Raw genomic sequence first — 17,576 nt, 5'->3', positions numbered from 1 at the left:
GAGGTCTTCCAGGAGCGCCGCCATACCCCCAGTTTAGAACACGTGTTCGATTATGGCAAGGGTTTCGAAAACTTCTTTTGCCCCTCTCACCGGCGCTTCCATAGTCATCAACCCGCTGGCAGTCTACGCACGGATCGCCGCCCGGTTCTCGCTCTCGCAGCCGATGCGGCGCTAGACGCCGAAGTCTCCGCCGCCGCCGAAATCGCCTCCGAAGCCTCCACCGTCGAAGCCTCCACCGTCGAAGCCCCCGCCGTCGCCGCCGCCGAAGTCGCCGCCGTAGCCGCCGCCATCCCAGCCGCCGTCGCCGCCGGAGTCTGCGCCCGAGCCGCCGTCGGAGCCGTTGTCCGCGCCCGCGGCGTCCGTCGAGGAGTCGCCACCGGCATTGTCGTAGCCGCCGTTGTCGAACCCGGGGTCGGGCAGGAACGCCGAGACCAGCGCGGAACCGACGACGTATCCGGCGACGGAGCCGAGCAGCGATCCGGCGAACATGGAGCCGAAGCCCGAGCCGCCTCCTCCGTAGCCGCCGCCATAGGCGCCCTGGCCGCGCGAGAAGGCGCGCTCCATGCTGCCCGGCTGGCGCAGCTCGGCGCGTGTCGCCGCCCGTGCGAGGGTCTGCGGATCATCGGATGCGGGCCGTTCGCCCGTCGACGCACTCAGATCTTCGAGCACCTGGGCACGCTGGTCGGGCGTGAGCTGCGCGAACGCCTCGGCGTGCACCTGCTCGATCGTCTCCGGCGGAGCCGTGCGCAGCAGGTAACGGTAACGCTGGATGGCGATCTCGTCCTGCGTCGCCGCAGCACGCGCCTGGTTACGCGGTTGCTCCGGTTCGTCTCGCCCCAGTAGTCGGTCCAAGAATCCCATGGTCATCCCTTCGAAGGGCTCCCAGATTAGCGAGGATCGATCGAAGGATGCTGTCAATCGAGCCGGTCGTCGCCGCTAGTTCCCGTCGCCTCCCGCGCGCTCGAGCACGAGTTCACGCACTCGAGCGGCATCGGCCTGGCCCTTCATCGCCTTCATGACCGCACCGATCACGGCACCGGCGGCCTGCACCTTGCCGTCGCGGATCTTCGCGAGCACGTCGGGCTGCGCTGCGAGTGCCTCGTCGATGGCCGCGATAAGCGCACCGTCGTCGGAGACCACGGCAAGGCCGCGGGCCTCGACCACCTGCTGCGGAGTTCCCTCGCCGGCGATGACGCCCTCGAGCACTTGGCGGGCCAGGCGGTCGGTGAGGGTTCCGGCCTCGACGAGCGTCGCGAGTTCGGCCACGTCGGCAGGAGCGATGAGGTCAGCAGCTTCACGATCGGAGGCGTTCGCCACGCGGGCGATCTCACCGGTCCACCACTTGCGAGCAGCGGCGGGAGTCGCCCCAGCCGCGACGGTAGCGGTCACCTCGGCGAGCAGGCTGGAGTTGGCGATGTCCTGGAACTCGAGGTCGGTGAAGCCCCACTCCGACTTCAGCCGGCGCCGGCGCACCGCCGGCGGCTCGGGCAGTGCGGCGCGCAGTTCCTCGATCAGCTCGGCCGAGGGCACCACCGGAAGCAGGTCGGGCTCGGGGAAGTAGCGGTAGTCGTCGGCGTCCGACTTGGGCCGGCCGGCGCTCGTCGTGCCGGTGTCCTCGTGCCAGTGCCGCGTCTCCTGCGTGATGCTTCCGCCCGCGGCGAGGATGGCCGCCTGGCGCTGGATCTCGTAACGCACCGCGCGCTCGACGGAGCGCATCGAGTTCACGTTCTTGGTCTCCGTGCGCGTGCCGAGCTTCTCCTGCCCGCGCGGACGCAGCGACACGTTGGCATCGCAGCGCAGGTTTCCGCGCTCCATGCGGGCATCGCTGATGCCGAGCGAGAGCACGATGTCGCGGATGGTCTGCACGTACGCCTTGGCGATCTCGGGCGCGGAGTGCTCCGCACCGAAGATCGGCTTGGTGACGATCTCGACGAGCGGCACGCCGGCGCGGTTGTAGTCCACGAGCGAGTACTCGGCACCCTGGATGCGACCGGTGGCGCCGCCGACGTGCGTCAGCTTGCCGGCATCCTCCTCCATGTGCGCCCGCTCGATCGGCACCTGCACGACGCGACCGTCGGCGAGCTCGACCTCGACGGAGCCCTCGAACGCGATCGGCTCGTCGTACTGCGAGATCTGGTAGTTCTTGGCCAGGTCGGGGTAGAAGTAGTTCTTGCGGGCGAACCGGCTCGACGGCGCGATCTGGCAGCCGAGTGCGAGGCCCAGGCTGATCGAGTAGCGCACGGCCTGCTCGTTCACCACGGGCAGCGACCCGGGCAGACCGAGGCACACCGGGGTGACGTTGGTGTTGGGCTCGGAGCCGAAGACGTTCGGGGCGTCCGAGAACATCTTGGTCTTCGTGTTCAACTCGACGTGCACCTCGAACCCGAGCACCGGCTCGAAGAGCTCCAGCGCGGCATCGAAGTCCATGAGTTCGGCGCGAGCCATCAGCGACCACCTTCCTGGGCCGCACGAGCGGCGATGAGCTGGGACACGTCGGGCGCCTGGTCGAGCAGCGGGCCGCCCCACTCGTGCTCGAGCGCGCGCTCGAGCGCTCCGCCGACCGTGTAGAGCCGAGCATCCTCACGAGCGGGCGCCAGGAACTGGATGCCGACCGGCAGTCCGTCCTCGGCGGCGAGGCCGGCGGGCAGCGAGATCCCGGGCACGCCGGCGAGGTTCGCCGGAATAGTGGCGATGTCGTTCAGGTACATCGCCATCGGGTCATCGAGCTTCTCGCCGAGCCGGAACGCGGTCGTCGGCGCCGTCGGCGTCGCGATCACGTCGACCTGGCCGAAGGCGGCGTCGAAGTCGCGCTGAACGAGGGTGCGCACCTTCTGGGCGCTGCCGTAGTACGCGTCGTAGTAGCCGGCCGAGAGCGCATAGGTGCCGAGGATGATGCGTCGCTTCACCTCGGCGCCGAAGCCCGCCTCGCGGGTGGCCGCCATGACCTGCTCGACGGTTCCGCCACCGGGAGGGCTCACCCGCAGGCCGAAGCGCACGGAGTCGAACTTGGCGAGGTTGCTCGAGGCCTCCGCCGGCATGATCAGGTAGTAGGCCGAGATGGCGTACTCGAAGTTCGGTGCGCTGATCTGCACGATCTCGGCTCCGGCGCCCTCGAGCAACGCGAGGGCGGCGTGGAAGCGGTCGAGCACTCCCTGCTGGAAGCCCTCTCCGTCGAGCTGGTTGATCACGCCGATGCGCAGACCGCGCACGTCGGCGTTGCGCACGGCCTCGGCCATCGAGGGCCACGCATCGCGGAGCGACGTCGAGTCGCGCGGGTCGTGTCGGGCGATGATGTCGTGCAGCAGGGCGGCGTCGCCGACGGTGCGCGTGACCGGGCCGATCTGGTCGAGCGATGAGGCCATCGCGATCGCCCCGTAGCGGCTGACGGCACCGTAGGTGGGCTTGACGCCGACCGTGCCCGTGACGTGCGCGGGCTGGCGGATCGAACCGCCGGTGTCGCTGCCCAGCGCGAGCGGCGCCTGGAACGATGCCACGGCGGCCGCGGATCCACCCCCGGAGCCGCCGGGGATGCGATCCAGGTCCCACGGGTTGCGGGTGGGACCGTAGGCGGAGTGCTCCGTGGAGGAGCCCATGGCGAACTCGTCCATGTTGGTCTTGCCGATAGGCACCAGGCCGGCCTCGCGCACGAGCCGCACCGAGGTGGCGTCGTAGGGCGGAACCCAGCCCTCGAGGATGCGGGAGCCGGCGGTGGTGGGCATGTCGTTGGTCACGAGCACGTCCTTGATGGCGATCGGCACGCCGGCCAACTGGCCGAGCTCCTCGCCCGCCGCACGGCGGCGGTCGATCTCGCCCGCAGTGGCGAGGGCCTTCTCGGATGCCACGTGCAGGAACGCGTGCACGGTGCCGTCGACGGCCGCGATGCGATCGAGGGAGGCCTGCGTGGCCTCGACGGAGGTGATCTCGCCGTCTGCGAGCTTCGCCGCGAGGTCGGCGGCGGACAGGCGCAGGATCTCGCTCACTGCTCCTCCCCCAGGATCGCGGAGACCTTGAATCGGCTGCCGTCGTGCTCGGGGGCGCCCGAGAGTGCCTGCTCGGCGGAGAGGGTCTCCCCCACGACGTCGGGGCGGAAGATGTTCTGCAGCGGAATCGGGTGGCTCGTCGCCGGCACGTCGGGCGTCGCCACCTCCCGCACCTTGGCCACGGAATCCACGATGTGGTCGAGCTCGGCGGTCAGGCTCGTGATCTCATCGGGCGTCAACCCGATCCGCGCCAGGTTCGCGAGGTGCGCGACCTGTTCGGCGCTGATTCCAGACATACTTCTCCGTCGGTATCGTCGGTGGGGGGCGGATGCCAGTTTACTGTGGCTTGCCGAAGAGGCCGACCCCGTAGGTGTTCAGCAGGTTGTAGGCGTCGCCGAAGTTCTCGGGCTCCGTGTCGTCGGGGCGACCGTACTTGGCCAGCAACAGTCCGAGCAGGCCGCGTGCGGGCGGACTCAGCGGTTTCGTTCGATGTGCGTCGCCCGGATGCGGCGCATTCGCCTCGGGGTTGGGCGGGATGAACTGCGGAGTCGTCGTCGGCCAGCTCTTCGGATGCCGCGGCGTGCCGAGGTTGATCGCGTTGAAGAGGTCGTTCGCGCCGGCGTCTCGGCGACTCAGCGGCCTCAGTCCGTGAAGCCGTGAGAGCGTCGCGATGACCGCACCGTGGTGCATGTCATCGTTGATGACGGTGCCCGCCGCGGTCCATGCGGACACCGCGATCGCCGGCACGCGGCATCCGAGCCGGTCGAACGTGAAGTCCATCTCGCCACCGCCCGACGAGTCGGGCGGCACGGCGCTCGGCGGCGGCACGTGGTCGTACGTTCCGCCGTGCTCGTCGAAGGTGATCAGGAGCATGGTGTTCAGCGCATTGGAGCCGCCGGGCGTCGCGCTCTGCTTGATGGCGGTGTAGATCTGGTGCACGAGCGCCTCGCCCGCACGCACGTCGGAGACCGCGCTGTCGAGCACGGGTTCGCCGTCGACCTCGCCCTCGCGGAAGACGCCGAACGGCGGGTGGAAGTCGTTGTGGTTGTAGGTCAGTCGCGGCTCGATGAACGAGTACGCCGGAAGGCGACCCTTCTCGACGTCTTCGTAGAAGCGTTCCATGGTGGCGAAGTGCTCGGAGCGCCAGTACTTCTCCAGTACAGGGGCATGCAGCACTCCGGTGAAGGAGACCAACTGCATGGCGTCGAAGTAGACCCGCCACGAGACCCCGGCATCCTCGAGCCGGTTGAAGATGGTCTGCACCGGCGGAGCGGAGAGCCACTTGTCGTAGCCGCCGTGGTCCTTGTTCGTGACGAAACCGTGCGAGGTGGACGCGTGGAAGAAGGAGCGGTTGCAGAAGGTCTGCGATGGCACGGCGGCGTGCCAGGAGTCGTACACGGCGAAGTTCCTCGCGAGCGTCGAGAGCACCGGGAGCATCTCGGGCGTGAACGAGCCCATGATGCGCGCGACCTCGTCGGAGGCGGGCTGGCCGCCCTTCTTCACCTTCGCCCAGTTGACGACGTAGTCGCTGACGAAGCCGTCCATGGTCGGCTTCACTCCGCGCGCGGGCGCATTGAACGGAGCGGCCATGTCGTCGATGAACAGGTCGGCGTTGGAGGCCGGCAGGATGGTGTTGAACAGCTGCGTGTTCACGTGCGGGTACTCCTCGCCGGGATCGGGGTCGGGCGAGCCCATGATCTCGTCGGTCGTGCCGGTGTACGGATGCACCGGAACCCTGCCGCCCAAGGGACTGGGACAGGAGTAGTCGCCGAAGTTCAGCCCGTCGAAGCTCTGCCCCTCGGGAAGTGAATCGGCGTCGTAGAGGTAGCCGAGCAGGTTGTCGAACGAGCGGTTCTCGCCCATGAACACCACGAGGTGCTCGAATCCCGCTTTCTGCTCGGGGTCGTAGGCGGTGAAGTCGGCGAACGTGTCGGCCGCGCCGAGCTGATGCCCGATGCTGCCGCCGACGGCTCCGCCTGCCGCGCCACCGACGACGACGCCCGCCGCAGCGGCTCCGCTCGCCTTGAGAAAACCGCGGCGCGAGGGTTTCTCCGCCATGATCAGTCCTCCAGGGCGGCCGGTCCACCCTCGAGCAGCCGGCGGAACTGGTCGGCGTCGATGATGCGAAGGCCGAGCTCTTCGGCCTTCGTCAGCTTGGATCCCGCTCCGGGCCCCGCCGCGACGAAGTCGGTCTTCTTCGACACGCTCGAGGCCGCCTTTCCGCCTGCCGCGATGATCGCCTCTTGCGCACCCTCCCGGCTGAAGCCCTCGAGCGAGCCCGTCGCGACGATGGTCAGGCCGGCCAACGGACCGTCCGCACCGCCCGCCTCGCCGGGTCCGGGGTGGCCGGGCGTCGTGAACTGCACGCCGGCCGCCGCCCAGCGGTCGACGATCTCGCGGTGCCAGTCCACCGTGAACCAGTCCAGCACAGCGTCGGCGATGATGCCTCCCACGCCCTCGACCTGTGCCAGCTCGTCGCGCCCGGCCGACCGGATGGCCTCGAGCGAGCCGAAGTAGTCCGCCAGGGCGCGTGCCGCCACCGGTCCGACGTGACGGATGCTGAGCGAGACCAGGATGCGCCACAGCGGCTTGGTCTTGGCCTTGCCGATCTCCTCGAGCAGCTTGAGCGCACTCGCAGAGGGCTGGGGTTCGGTCAGTCCGCGCTTCTTCTCGGCGGCGCTGGGATTGCGCGTGAACGGCGTGCGCACGCGCACCGCGCCGTCTTCGTCTTCTTTGGGGAGCCCGGTCTCGGCATCCTTCACGACCACCTCGATGGGCAGGAGCTCGTCGATGCTCAGGTCGAACAGCGCCGCCTCGGTCACGAGCGGAGGAACCTCCGGACGCTGCGGCTGGGTGAGGGCGGCCGCAGAGACCTCGCCGAGGGCCTCGATGTCGAGCGCACCACGCGATCCGATGTGCTCGACGCGGCCGCGCACCTGAGCGGGGCAGCTGCGCGCGTTCGGGCAGCGCAGGTCGATGTCGCCCTCCTTCGCCGGAGCGAGCGGGGTGCCGCACTCGGGGCAGTTCGCCGGCATGACGAAGGCCCGCTCGGTGCCGTCGCGCAGTTCGACGACGGGCCCGAGCACCTCGGGAATGACGTCTCCCGCCTTGCGCAGCACGACGGTGTCGCCGATCAGCACGCCCTTGGCCTTCACGACCTCCTGGTTGTGCAGAGTGGCCTGCCGTACCTCGCTGCCGGCGACGCGCACCTTCTCCATGACGGCGAACGGAGTGGCGCGACCGGTGCGTCCGACCGAGACGACGATGTCGAGCAGCTTGGTGTTCACCTGCTCAGGCGGATACTTGTACGCGATCGCCCAACGGGGCGCCCGGCTCGTGGCGCCCAGTTCGTCATGCAGGGCGAGCTCGTCGACCTTGATGACGATGCCGTCGATCTCGTGCTCCGGGCTGTCCCGGTGCTCGCCGTAGTAGCGGATGAAGTCGGCCGCGGCATCCGCACTGTCGACGACCCGATAGTAGGGCGACGTCGGCAGTCCCCAGCCCGCCAGCAGTTCGTACGTCGCGGACTGGCTGTCGACCGGCGGGTTCGCCCACGCTCCGATGCCGTGCACGAGCATCCGCAGCCGCGAGAGCCGACGGTGCATCAGTTCGAGCTGCGCGGCCGACTTGCCTTCCGCCTTCTGCCGCAACGAGCCGCTGGCCGCATTGCGCGGGTTCGCGAAGATGCGGTCGCCCGCCTCGGCCTGCAGCGCGTTGAGCTCCCGGAACGCCTCGACGGGAAAGAAGACCTCGCCGCGCACCTCGACGACGGGCGGGTGTCCATCACCCGCGAGCTTCTGCGGAATCGCGGTGATGTAGCGGATGTTCTCGGTGACGTCTTCGCCGACGACGCCGTCGCCGCGGGTGGCTGCCGAGACGAGGCGGCCGCGCTCGTAGCGCAGGTTGATCGCGAGCCCGTCGATCTTGAGTTCGCAGAGGTAGTGCACGCGGCGACCGGAATCCCGCTGCACCCGAGCGGCCCAGCCCTCGAACTCCTCGATCGAGAAGACGTTGTCGAGGCTCAGCATCCGCTCGAGGTGCTGCACCGGCGCGAACAGCGTCGTCTCGGCGCGGCCGCCGACGGTCTGCGTGGGAGAGTCCTGACTGGCCAGCACGGGGAAGAGCCGTTCGAGGGCCTCGAGCTCGTGGATCCAGCCGTCGTACTCCGCATCGGCGACGACCGAGGTGTCGCGTTCGTAGTAGGCGTCCCTGGCCTCGAGGATGCGCGTCGTCAGGCCCTCCACCCGCGCGGATGCTGCGTCGAGGCCCAAACGCTCGAGCTGTTCGTCGGTGGGAACGGCGTCTGCGATGCTCACTCGCTCAGTCTACGGAGCACTGCGGACACCGCCAGCGGCCGACGGCCGGAACGGCGCGAGGCAGGGCACGGAACATGCGTTCCGTGCCCTGCCTCGTACGCGCGGGAGATTACTTGGCGTCGTGGGCCAGGTCGATCTCTTCCTTGCGCACACCCTCGGTCACCGTCTGCTGCTCGGTCACCGTGTCGGTGTCGAGGCGAACCCGCTCGACGGGCACGGTCTCCTTGTTGACGACCACGCGCTCGCCCGTGAGGACGACCTCGTGCTCCTCTTCACTGAGGTCCGGCCCCGACGTCGCCGCACCGATGTTCTCCTCGGTGATCGGCTCGCGCTCGAGGCGCACCTCTTCGTGGCTGACCGGAACGGTCACGGTCTGCTCCTCGGTCACGATGTGCTTGCGCAGCCGAGCACGGCCGGTGGCGACCTTCTCGGTGCCGACGTCGAGACGCTCCTCAGAACGGGTCATCGCCGAATCGGTGTTCGGTCCCGACGTGTCGTGGCCGGTCGTCGCGGAGGTGTCGACGTCGGAGTCCACATCGCCGTGCACGCCGCCGAGGTTGTAGTACCGGTAGAGCTCGTCCTGCTCCTCGGGGCTGATCGCGCCGTCGAGGTCGACGCGAGGGGCATCCTTGACGACGGACTTGTCGAATCCGATCGTGAGGTTCTCGCCGTTGAAGTCGGCTCCCTCGAGCGGCACGAGGGTTTCCGACGTTCCGAAGAGTCCCGTGTGCACGCTCGCCCAGAGCGGGCGACCGGTGTTGTCATCGACGTAGACCTGTCCGGCCTTGCCGATCTTGTCTCCGTCGTTTCCGTAGACCGTGGCGCCGATGACGCTGGCGAGGTTGTTGTTGTCGATCATGGTGTTCTCATTCCTTCGATGTTTCGTGGTTCGTGAAGATGCGGCGCGCTCAGCGGCCGAGTCCGACGCGGTCCACCTTGCGGTGGTAGTGCGTTCCTGCTGCGCCGCCGAGGATGGCGCCGGCGAGGCTGGCGACGGCCACGAGGACCGCGGTGATGATTCCCGCCGCCGTGAGGTCGCCCTCGCTGACGGGGATGCGGGGGAAGCTGTTGAGATTCCCGAGAATGTTGTACTGCGAGCCGGCGATCGCGGTGATGATCGCGACGACCACGGCGATCACGACGGCCCACACCCACACGGCCACGCCCTGCTTGACGCCGTTGAAGCGCGCCATGCGTCCGGCCACGTAGCCGCCTGCGTAGTAGGCGACGAAGAGGATCACCAGCAGGGCGATCGCTCCGATCCACCCGATGGTCTCCGCGTTCTGCGAGGCGGCCTTCGCAGCCTCGTCCGCTCCCCCGTTGGCGCCGAGCCCGAGGGCGGCACCGGTCGCTCCGATGAGGGCGGTGAGGATCACCGCGGTGCCGGTGGCGGTGAGCCAGCCGAAGAAGGCCGACCCGATCTTGACTCCGCCGAACTCGCTCCTCTCCCGCTCGATCACCTCTTCGCGGAGTGTCGCGCCGGTCTCGGCGGGCACGGCCGCGTTGGACCTGGCGGGGTCCGTCGCCGTTCTTGCTGATACTGCTTCCCGCTCAGCGGGATCGCGTGGGGTGGTCATGGACTGCGCCTCTCCTTGTCGCCCCTGGAGCTGTCCCAGAGGCGAGAGCGACGCTACGCGGCCGATCCAATCGGCGAACGGGGCTTGACGCGGGCCGAGAAAGAAGTCCCGATATATCGCGTTCGGCGTCGAGGAGACGAGCATCCCGCCTCCGCGAAGCGGCCGACTCTCAGAGAGCGGGAACGGAAAGTGCGCTCACCGTGCGATCGATCGTGCACTGGCCGAGCACCCTCGTACCCACGTAGACCACGGCCGTCTGGCCGGGCGCGACGCCGTTCAGGGGCACATCGGGCGTGACGACGAGTTCGCCGTCGCGAAGCTGTGCCACGGCAGGGACAGGGTCGGCGTGCGCACGGATCTGCACGTCGCACCGGAAGGGAACGGATGCGTCCTCGGGCGGCAGGCCCGCCCAGCTGATGCGCGCGCCGGCGATCTCGGCGATGTCGAGTGCCTCCTTCGGCCCGACGATGACGGTGTTCTCCTTGGGGCGCACCTCGAGCACGAAACGCGGCTTGCCGTCGGCAGCGGGAGTGCCGATCGAGAGCCCGCGGCGCTGCCCGACGGTGTAGGCGTGCGCCCCCTCGTGCTCGCCGAGCTTGGCGCCCGTGCGGTCCAGGATGTCGCCCGTCTCGGCGCCCACACGCTCCGCGAGCCAGCCACGGGTGTCGCCGTCGGGGATGAAGCAGATGTCGTGGCTGTCGGGCTTCGTGGCGACGCTGAAGCCGCGCTCCGCCGCTTCGGCACGCACCTCCGCCTTCGACGGGGTGGCTCCGAGCGGGAACATGGCGTGGGCGAGCTGCTCCGCGGTGAGCACGCCGAGGACGTAGGACTGGTCCTTCGCCCATGCGGCGGCGCGGTGCAGCTCGCGGTTGCCGTCGGCATCCGTCAGGATCGAGGCGTAGTGACCGGTGCAGACGGCGTCGAAGCCGAGCGCGAGCGCCTTCTCGAGAAGAGCGGCGAACTTGATGCGCTCGTTGCAGCGCATGCACGGGTTCGGGGTGCGGCCCGCGGAGTACTCCGCGATGAAGTCGTCCACGACGTCGGCGGCGAAGCGCTCGGAGAAGTCCCACACGTAGAAGGGGATGCCGAGCTTGTCGGCCGCCCGACGGGCATCCATCGAGTCCTCGATCGTGCAGCAGCCGCGCGAGCCGGTGCGCAGCGTTCCGGGCATGCGGCTGAGGGCGAGATGCACGCCCACGACATCGTGTCCGGCCTCGACCGCCCGCGCCGCGGCCACGGCGGAATCCACTCCGCCACTCATCGCTGCCAGAACTCTCATGGCTCCAGTCTACGAACGCCCCCTGAGAGTCCCGTGGCGCCCACGATCAACGATCGAACGACGTGGCGCGCGAGGAGAGCCCGGCGTTCAGCGCCTGCCGGTAGGCGCCCGGCAGCGCCGCGAGGAAGGCGTCGACGTCGGCCTCGGTGCTCGTGGCGCCGAGGGTCACGCGCAGTGCCGAGCGCGCCGCGACCTCGTCGCGTCCCATCGCGAGCAAGACGTGCGAGGGCTCCGGGATGCCGGCCTGGCAGGCCGATCCCGTGGAGACGGAGACGCCTGCCGCGTCGAGCAGGAACAGAAGGGAGTCCCCCTGGGCCCCGGGAAAGGCGAAGTGGGCGGTTCCGGGGAGGCGGCCCCCGGCATCCGGATCACCGTTGACCTGGGCGTCGGGAACGGCGGCGCGCAGGCCGTCGACGAGGCGGTCGCGCAGCGCGGCGATGCGCTCGGCCTCCTGAGAAAGGCGTGCGTCGGCGACCCGCGCTGCCGCGGCGAACGAGACCGCCGCTGCGACGTCCTGTGTTCCCGAGCGCACCTGCCGCTGCTGCCCCCCGCCGTGGATGAGCGCCTCCACGCGCGCCGAGCGGCTGAGCACGAGCGCGCCGATGCCGACGGGGCCGCCGACCTTGTGGGCCGAGATGCTGAGGGCGAGAAGACCGCCCTGGCCCGAGGACCCGGAGTCGCGCCGCAACTGCGCGAAGTCGATCGGCACGTGGCCGTAGGCCGCCACGGCGTCCAGGTGGAGGGGAACGCCGTAGCGTGCGGCGAGCGCGGCGACTTCGGCGACCGGTTGGATCGTGCCGACCTCATTGTTGGCCCAGAGCATCGTGATGAGGGCGACGGATGCCGCATCCTCGGCGAGAGCGGCCTCAACGGCGTCCAGCCGCACGCGTCCCACCTCATCCAGCGGCAGCCACTGCACGCGGGCGCCCTCGTGGGCCGCGAGCCATTCCACCGTGTCGATGGTGGCGTGGTGCTCGCCACCGGGAACGAGGATGCGGTCACCGGGACGAGCCCAGAACAGGCCCTTGATCGCGAGGTTGATCGCCTCGGTGCCGTTCCCGGTGAAGACGACCTCGATCGGATCGCAGCCGACGCCCGCTGCGATGATCTCGCGGGCTTCTTCGAGCATGCGGCGGGCGTTCTGGCCCTGGCTGTGGATGGAGGCGGGGTTGCCGACCACGCCGACGGCTTCGACGTAGGCCGCGAGGGCGGCCGGCGTCATGGGGGTCGTCGCAGCGTGGTCAAGGTAGATCGCCATTGTCATTACTGTAGATCGCATGACCGCCGCCCGGACCGACGCCGTCCTGGGCGTGCGCCAGACGGCCGCCGGCGGCGAGCTGCGGGTGTGGTCGGAGTCGGCGCAGGCGCTCACGCTGTGCCTGTTCGATCACTCGGATCCCGACTGGATCTACAAGAGCGTCCCCATGCAGCGCGGCCACGACGGCGTGTGGCTGGCCCGTACGCGCAGCCTCGTTCCCGGGCGGCTCTACGCCCTGCGGGCGACCGGCCCGATCGCGCCACCGAACGCCTTCAACGAGGCGCGCCTGCTGCTGGACCCGTACGGCCGCGGCATCGCCCGTGTCGGTACCGGCTTCCGCTCCGTCGTCATCGACGATGCCTACGACTGGGAAGGGGTCGAGCGCCCGCGCACCCCCCTCGACCACTCGGTGTTCTACGAGATGCACGTGCGCGGCTTCTCCAAGCTGAACCCGGATGTGCCCGAGGCGCTGCGCGGAACCTACGCGGGGCTCGGGCACGAGGCATCTCTCCGCGAACTGAAGCACCTCGGCATCACGGCGGTCGAGTTGCTGCCCGTGCACGCCTTCACCTCGGAGCAGCGGCTCATCCGGCAGGGCCTCGAGAACTACTGGGGCTACAACACGCTCGGGTTCTTCGCGCCGCACGCCCCGTACGCCACGGACGCCGCGCAGGCGGCCGGTGCGAGCGCCGTCGCCCGCGAGTTCAAGGACATGGTGCGCGCGCTGCACGGGGCGGGCATCGAGGTCATCCTCGACGTGGTCTACAACCACACCTCGGAGGAGGGAACGAACGGTCCCACGACGAGCCTGCGCGGCCTCGACAACCCCGGTTACTATCGCCACGACGCGCACGGCGCCTACGTCGACACCACGGGATGCGGCAACACCCTCGACTTCGGTGGCGACGTTCCCGTCGCGCTGGTACTGGACTCACTGCGTTACTGGGCCGGCGAGATGGGAGTGGATGGGTTCCGCTTCGATCTCGCGGTCACCCTCGGCCGCGGCCGCGACATCGCCTTCGACCCCGAGCACCCGCTGCTGCGCGGCATCCTCGAGGATGCGCTGCTCTCGCCCCTGAAGATCATCGCCGAGCCGTGGGACCTCGGCCCCGACGGCTGGAAGACGGGAGCCTTCGCCCCCGGCTGGATCGAGTGGAACGACCGCTACCGCGACCGGATGCGCGACTTCTGGCTCGTCGACATCGCCCGTGCACGCGAATCCGGTGAGGCGGGAAGCGGCATCGGGCGGTTCGCCACCCGCCTGGCCGGCTCGTCGGGCACCTTCTCGCTCGAGCGCGGACCGCTCGCCTCGCTGAACTTCATCACCGCGCACGACGGCTTCACGCTCGCCGACCTGACCACCTACAACCGCAAGCACAACGAGGGCAACGGCGAGGAGAACCGCGACGGCTCCGACAACAACTACTCGTTCAACCACGGCGTCGAGGGCCCGACGAACGACCCCGGGATCCTGCGCACCCGCCGGCGAGCCATGCGCAACCTGCTCGGTACGCTGCTGCTCTCTGCGGGCGTGCCGATGATCACGGCCGGCGACGAGTACGGCCGCACCCAGCGCGGCAACAACAACGCCTACTGCCACGACAGCGAGCTCACCTGGCTCTCGTGGAACCGCGTGCCGTGGCAGGAGGAGCTGCGGGCGGTGACGGCTCGGCTGATCGCCCTGCGCCGCGAGAACCCCGCTCTTCGCCCGGTGCGCTTCGGCCGGTTCGGCGAGAAGGTTCCAAGCGCGTCGCAGATGGACTGGTACAACGACGAGGGCCTCTCGATGTCGGAGGACGACTGGCGCAGCCCCGACGAGCGCACGCTGCAGTACCTCGCCGCCTCCACGCCCGAGTTCGAGGAGTTCAACCGCATCCTGCTCGTCATCCACGCCCTCGAGGAGGACACGACGGTCACTCTTCCCGAGCACGCCGGCGTCGGCGGCTACACGCTGCTCTGGGATTCCGCCCACGACGACCTGGGCGCGCGCGACAGTGAATACGTGCCCGGGCAGGAACTCGCCGTCGCCGCCACGTCGATGCAGCTCTTCCGGGCGCACGACTGATGGCGCGGCACGTGGATGCCCCGGGCACGCCGGCGACGCTCGCCCTCGCCCGTGCCGGAATCGCGTTCACCGCTCACGCCTACGAACACGATCCGCGCACCTCGAACTTCGGGCTCGAGGCCGCTCAGAAACTCGGGCGGGATGCGGAGCAGGTGTTCAAGACCCTCGTGGCCGATGTCGCCGGCACCCTCACCGTCGCCATCGTTCCCGTGACCGGCAGCCTCGACCTGAAGGCGCTCGCCGCCGCTGCGGGCGGCGGCAAGGCGGCCATGGCCGACCCGCATCTCGCCGAGCGCAAGACCGGCTACGTCGTCGGGGGTATCAGCCCCGTCGGCCAGAGGAGTGCCCTGCCCACCTTCCTCGACGAGAGCGCGATCCTCTTCGAGACCGTGCTCGTCTCCGGAGGCCGTCGGGGGCTCGACATCGAGCTCGCCCCCGACGACCTGCTGGCCGTGACGGGCGGCCGCTACGCCGCCATCGCCCGCCGGCCGTAGCCGCGGTCGGCTCGCCGGGCTGACGGGGCGCCGGCTCAGTTAGCGACGGCGATGAGGCCCAGGTCGGCCGGAGAGGCGAGCAGCGGATTGCTGGGCAGCACGCGCACCGTATATCCCCACGAACCGGCTCGGGAGAGCGGCAGGGTACCGACGAACAGGGTCGGCTTGCCCTGCTCGGCGTCGCCGGCCGGCTGCAGTTGCAGCACCGCGACCTCGCTCAGCGCGTCGTCGTCGCCGCTGCGACCGTAGACGGCCTCGACCCGCACGTCGCCGGGAGTGAGCTCGCCGAGCTGCACGTGCGCGCGCAGTTGCAGTTCGTCGCCGACCTGCGGCACGCCCGGCATCCCGCCCGACTCGACGTGGCCGACCGAGACGCCGGACCAGCCGTGCACGACGCGCGCCTTCCAGGCGGCGAGCTCGCGCCCGCCGTCGTAGTGGTCGTGACTGAGGGCCGCCTCCGCGCCGGCGGCCGGGCGATAGAGCGCCTCGACGTACTGGCGCACCATCCGCTCCGCCGACAGCTCGGGCGAGAGGGTGCTCAGGGTGTGCCGGATGGAATGCAGCCAGCGCTCGGGCACGTCGTCGTGGTTGCGGTCGTAGAACCGCGGCGCGATCTCGTGCTCGATGAGGTCGTAGAGCGACTCGGCCTCGCGGCGGTCGCGCTCGGCGGCATCCGTCGTCGGCGCGGAGGGGATGGCCCAGCCGTTCTCGCCGTCGTAGTACTCGTCCCACCAGCCGTCGAGGATCGAGAGGTTGAGCACCCCGTTCAGCGCGGCCTTCATGCCCGACGTTCCACAGGCCTCGAGCGGTCGAAGCGGGTTGTTGAGCCAGACATCCGTGCCCGGGTAGAGCGTCTGGGCCATCGCGATGTCGTAGTCGGGAAGGAAGACGAGCCGGCCGCGGATGTCGGGCTCCGACGCGAACTGCACGAGCTGCTGGATGAGGCGCTTGCCCTCATCGTCGGCGGGATGCGACTTGCCGGCCACGACGATCTGGATCGGACGCTCGGCGTGCAGCAGGAGCTTCCGCAGTCGGTCGGGGTCGTGGAGCATGAGGGTGAGGCGCTTGTAGGTGGGCACCCGCCGGGCGAAGCCGATGGTGAGCACGTCGGGGTCGAGCACGGAGGAGATCCAGCCGGGCACGCTGCCGCCGGGGTTCTGCGCGAGCCAGGCGCGGGTGAGCCGGGCGCGCGCATCTTCGACGAGACCGGCGCGCATGCCCGCACGCACCCGCCAGAGGTCGAGGTCGCTCACGGCATCCGATCGCCAGTCCACCCGAGTGGTGTCCGTGGTGCCGAAGGAACGCTCGGAGAGCTCCTGCAGGCGCGCGTCGGTCCAGGTGGGAGCGTGCACGCCGTTCGTGATCGATCCGATCGGCACGTCGTCGGCGTCGAAGCCCGGCCACAGGCCGGCGAACATGGTGCGGCTCACCCGGCCGTGCAGCTTGGAGACGCCATTGGCGCGCTGCGCGAGGCGCAGGCCCATGACGGCCATGTTGAACACGCCGGCCGATCCGCCGGGGTAGGTCTCGGCACCGAGTGCGAGCACGTCGCGCGCGTCGACGCCCGGAAGCAGCGCGCCGCTGAAATACCGCGCCACGAGGGCGGCATCGAACCGGTCGATGCCGGCAGGCACGGGGGTGTGCGTGGTGAACACGGTTCCGCCGCGCACGACCTCGAGCGCCTCCGCGAAGCTGAGGCCCTCGCCGATCAGGCGCGCGATGCGCTCAACGCCGAGGAAGCCCGCGTGACCCTCGTTCGTGTGGAAGACCTCGGGGGCGGAAGCGTGGGCTAATTCCGCCCACTCCTCGACCGCGCGCACACCGCCGATGCCGAGCAGCAGCTCCTGCAGCAGCCGGTGCTCTCCCCCGCCTCCGTAGAGCCGGTCGGTCACCTGGCGCAGTTCGTCGCTGTTCTCGGGAACGTCGGTGTCGAGCAGGAGCAGTCGTACCCGGCCGACCGCCGCCTGCCAGATGCGGGCGTGCAGCTCGCGGTCATCGGGCAGCGAGAGCACGACGTGCACGGGCGAGCGATCGGGCCGCCGCAGCACCGCGAGCGGCAGTCCGTCGGGGTCGAGTGCCGGGTAGCTCTCCAACTGCCAGCCATCGGCGGAGATGGACTGGCTGAAGTAGCCCGCCTTGTAGAACAGGCCGACGGCCACGAGCGGGATGCCGAGGTCGGATGCCGCCTTGAGGTGATCGCCCGCGAGGATCCCGAGGCCGCCGGAGTACTGGGGCAGGGCTGCGGCGATGCCGAACTCCGGAGAGAAGTACGCGATCGAACCGGGCTTCTCCCCCTCGAGTCCCTGGTACCAGCGCGGTTCGCGCAGGTACGCCTCGAGGTCCTCGCGCAGCCGGTTCGCCCAGTCCACGTAGCCGTCGTCCGCGGCGAGCTGGTCGAGCCGCTCCCTGGCCACCTCGCCGAGAAGCGCGATGGGGTCGTGCCCGACCCGCGCCCAGGTGGCGGGATCGATCTGCTCGAACAATCGGCGCGTGGGCTCGTGCCACGACCAGCGGAGATTTCCCGCGAGCGGCTCGAGGGCGCTCAGTCGCTCGGGAAGCACGGCACGGACGGTGAACTTGCGGATGGCCTTCACCCTCACCACCCTA

General features: G+C 69.7%; 13 protein-coding genes. 2 read left to right on the top strand and 11 right to left on the bottom strand.

Annotation, left to right across the window (positions count from 1 at the left end):
* Window positions 1-171 precede the first annotated feature (171 nt).
* From WDJ51_RS05910 to WDJ51_RS05865, 10 genes are all read right to left on the bottom strand, one after another.
* On the bottom strand, window positions 172-861 hold the full coding sequence (locus WDJ51_RS05910) for a hypothetical protein (RefSeq protein ID WP_337851509.1): 690 nt from the start codon (window positions 859-861) through the stop codon (window positions 172-174).
* Window positions 862-936: 75 nt separating this feature from the next.
* Window positions 937-2,445 carry an Asp-tRNA(Asn)/Glu-tRNA(Gln) amidotransferase subunit GatB gene (gene gatB / locus WDJ51_RS05905; protein WP_337851508.1) on the bottom strand — a complete coding sequence of 503 codons (1,509 nt, stop codon included), beginning with the start codon at window positions 2,443-2,445 and terminating at the stop codon, window positions 937-939.
* Window positions 2,445-3,980: an Asp-tRNA(Asn)/Glu-tRNA(Gln) amidotransferase subunit GatA gene (gatA, locus tag WDJ51_RS05900; RefSeq protein ID WP_337851507.1), complete on the bottom strand. Its 1,536-nt coding sequence runs from the start codon at window positions 3,978-3,980 to the stop codon at window positions 2,445-2,447. The genes gatB and gatA overlap by 1 nt, the downstream gene beginning before the upstream one ends.
* A complete protein-coding gene (gene gatC / locus WDJ51_RS05895) occupies window positions 3,977-4,276 on the bottom strand; it encodes an Asp-tRNA(Asn)/Glu-tRNA(Gln) amidotransferase subunit GatC (protein WP_337851506.1) in 300 nt (99 codons plus the stop codon). Before gatC ends, gatA begins: the two co-directional genes overlap by 4 nt.
* 40 nt (window positions 4,277-4,316) lie before the next feature.
* A complete protein-coding gene (locus tag WDJ51_RS05890) occupies window positions 4,317-6,038 on the bottom strand; it encodes an alkaline phosphatase family protein (protein ID WP_337851505.1) in 1,722 nt (573 codons plus the stop codon).
* Window positions 6,039-6,040: 2 nt separating this feature from the next.
* Entirely contained in the window at window positions 6,041-8,290 is a 2,250-nt protein-coding gene (gene ligA / locus WDJ51_RS05885; protein ID WP_443218461.1) for an NAD-dependent DNA ligase LigA, read from the bottom strand.
* A gap of 115 nt (window positions 8,291-8,405) precedes the next feature.
* A complete protein-coding gene (locus WDJ51_RS05880; RefSeq protein WP_337851504.1) occupies window positions 8,406-9,155 on the bottom strand; it encodes a PRC and DUF2382 domain-containing protein in 750 nt (249 codons plus the stop codon).
* Window positions 9,156-9,204: 49 nt separating this feature from the next.
* Complete coding sequence (locus WDJ51_RS05875; RefSeq protein ID WP_337851503.1) at window positions 9,205-9,873, bottom strand: hypothetical protein; 669 nt, start codon at window positions 9,871-9,873, stop codon at window positions 9,205-9,207.
* Between the two features lie 169 nt (window positions 9,874-10,042).
* Window positions 10,043-11,152 carry a tRNA 2-thiouridine(34) synthase MnmA gene (gene mnmA / locus WDJ51_RS05870; RefSeq protein WP_337851502.1) on the bottom strand — a complete coding sequence of 370 codons (1,110 nt, stop codon included), beginning with the start codon at window positions 11,150-11,152 and terminating at the stop codon, window positions 10,043-10,045.
* A gap of 46 nt (window positions 11,153-11,198) precedes the next feature.
* Window positions 11,199-12,410, bottom strand: a complete 1,212-nt coding sequence (locus WDJ51_RS05865; protein WP_337851501.1) for a cysteine desulfurase family protein — start codon at window positions 12,408-12,410, stop codon at window positions 11,199-11,201.
* Window positions 12,411-12,429: 19 nt separating this feature from the next.
* Between WDJ51_RS05865 and glgX the strand changes: the two genes are divergently transcribed.
* Together glgX and ybaK are read left to right on the top strand one after the other, a co-directional pair.
* Complete coding sequence (gene glgX, locus WDJ51_RS05860) at window positions 12,430-14,475, top strand: glycogen debranching protein GlgX (RefSeq protein WP_337851500.1); 2,046 nt, start codon at window positions 12,430-12,432, stop codon at window positions 14,473-14,475.
* Window positions 14,475-14,969: a Cys-tRNA(Pro) deacylase gene (gene ybaK, locus WDJ51_RS05855; protein WP_337851499.1), complete on the top strand. Its 495-nt coding sequence runs from the start codon at window positions 14,475-14,477 to the stop codon at window positions 14,967-14,969. The genes glgX and ybaK overlap by 1 nt, the downstream gene beginning before the upstream one ends.
* 35 nt (window positions 14,970-15,004) lie before the next feature.
* On the opposite strand, the gene glgP is transcribed toward ybaK, so the two are convergent.
* Window positions 15,005-17,563 carry an alpha-glucan family phosphorylase gene (gene glgP / locus WDJ51_RS05850; protein ID WP_337851498.1) on the bottom strand — a complete coding sequence of 853 codons (2,559 nt, stop codon included), beginning with the start codon at window positions 17,561-17,563 and terminating at the stop codon, window positions 15,005-15,007.
* Window positions 17,564-17,576: the final 13 nt, after the last annotated feature.

It is taken from the genome of Rathayibacter sp. YIM 133350 (assembly GCF_037404875.1).
Taxonomy (GTDB): Bacteria; Actinomycetota; Actinomycetes; order Actinomycetales; family Microbacteriaceae; genus Orlajensenia.
This window is presented reverse-complemented; position numbering and strand designations above follow the sequence as displayed.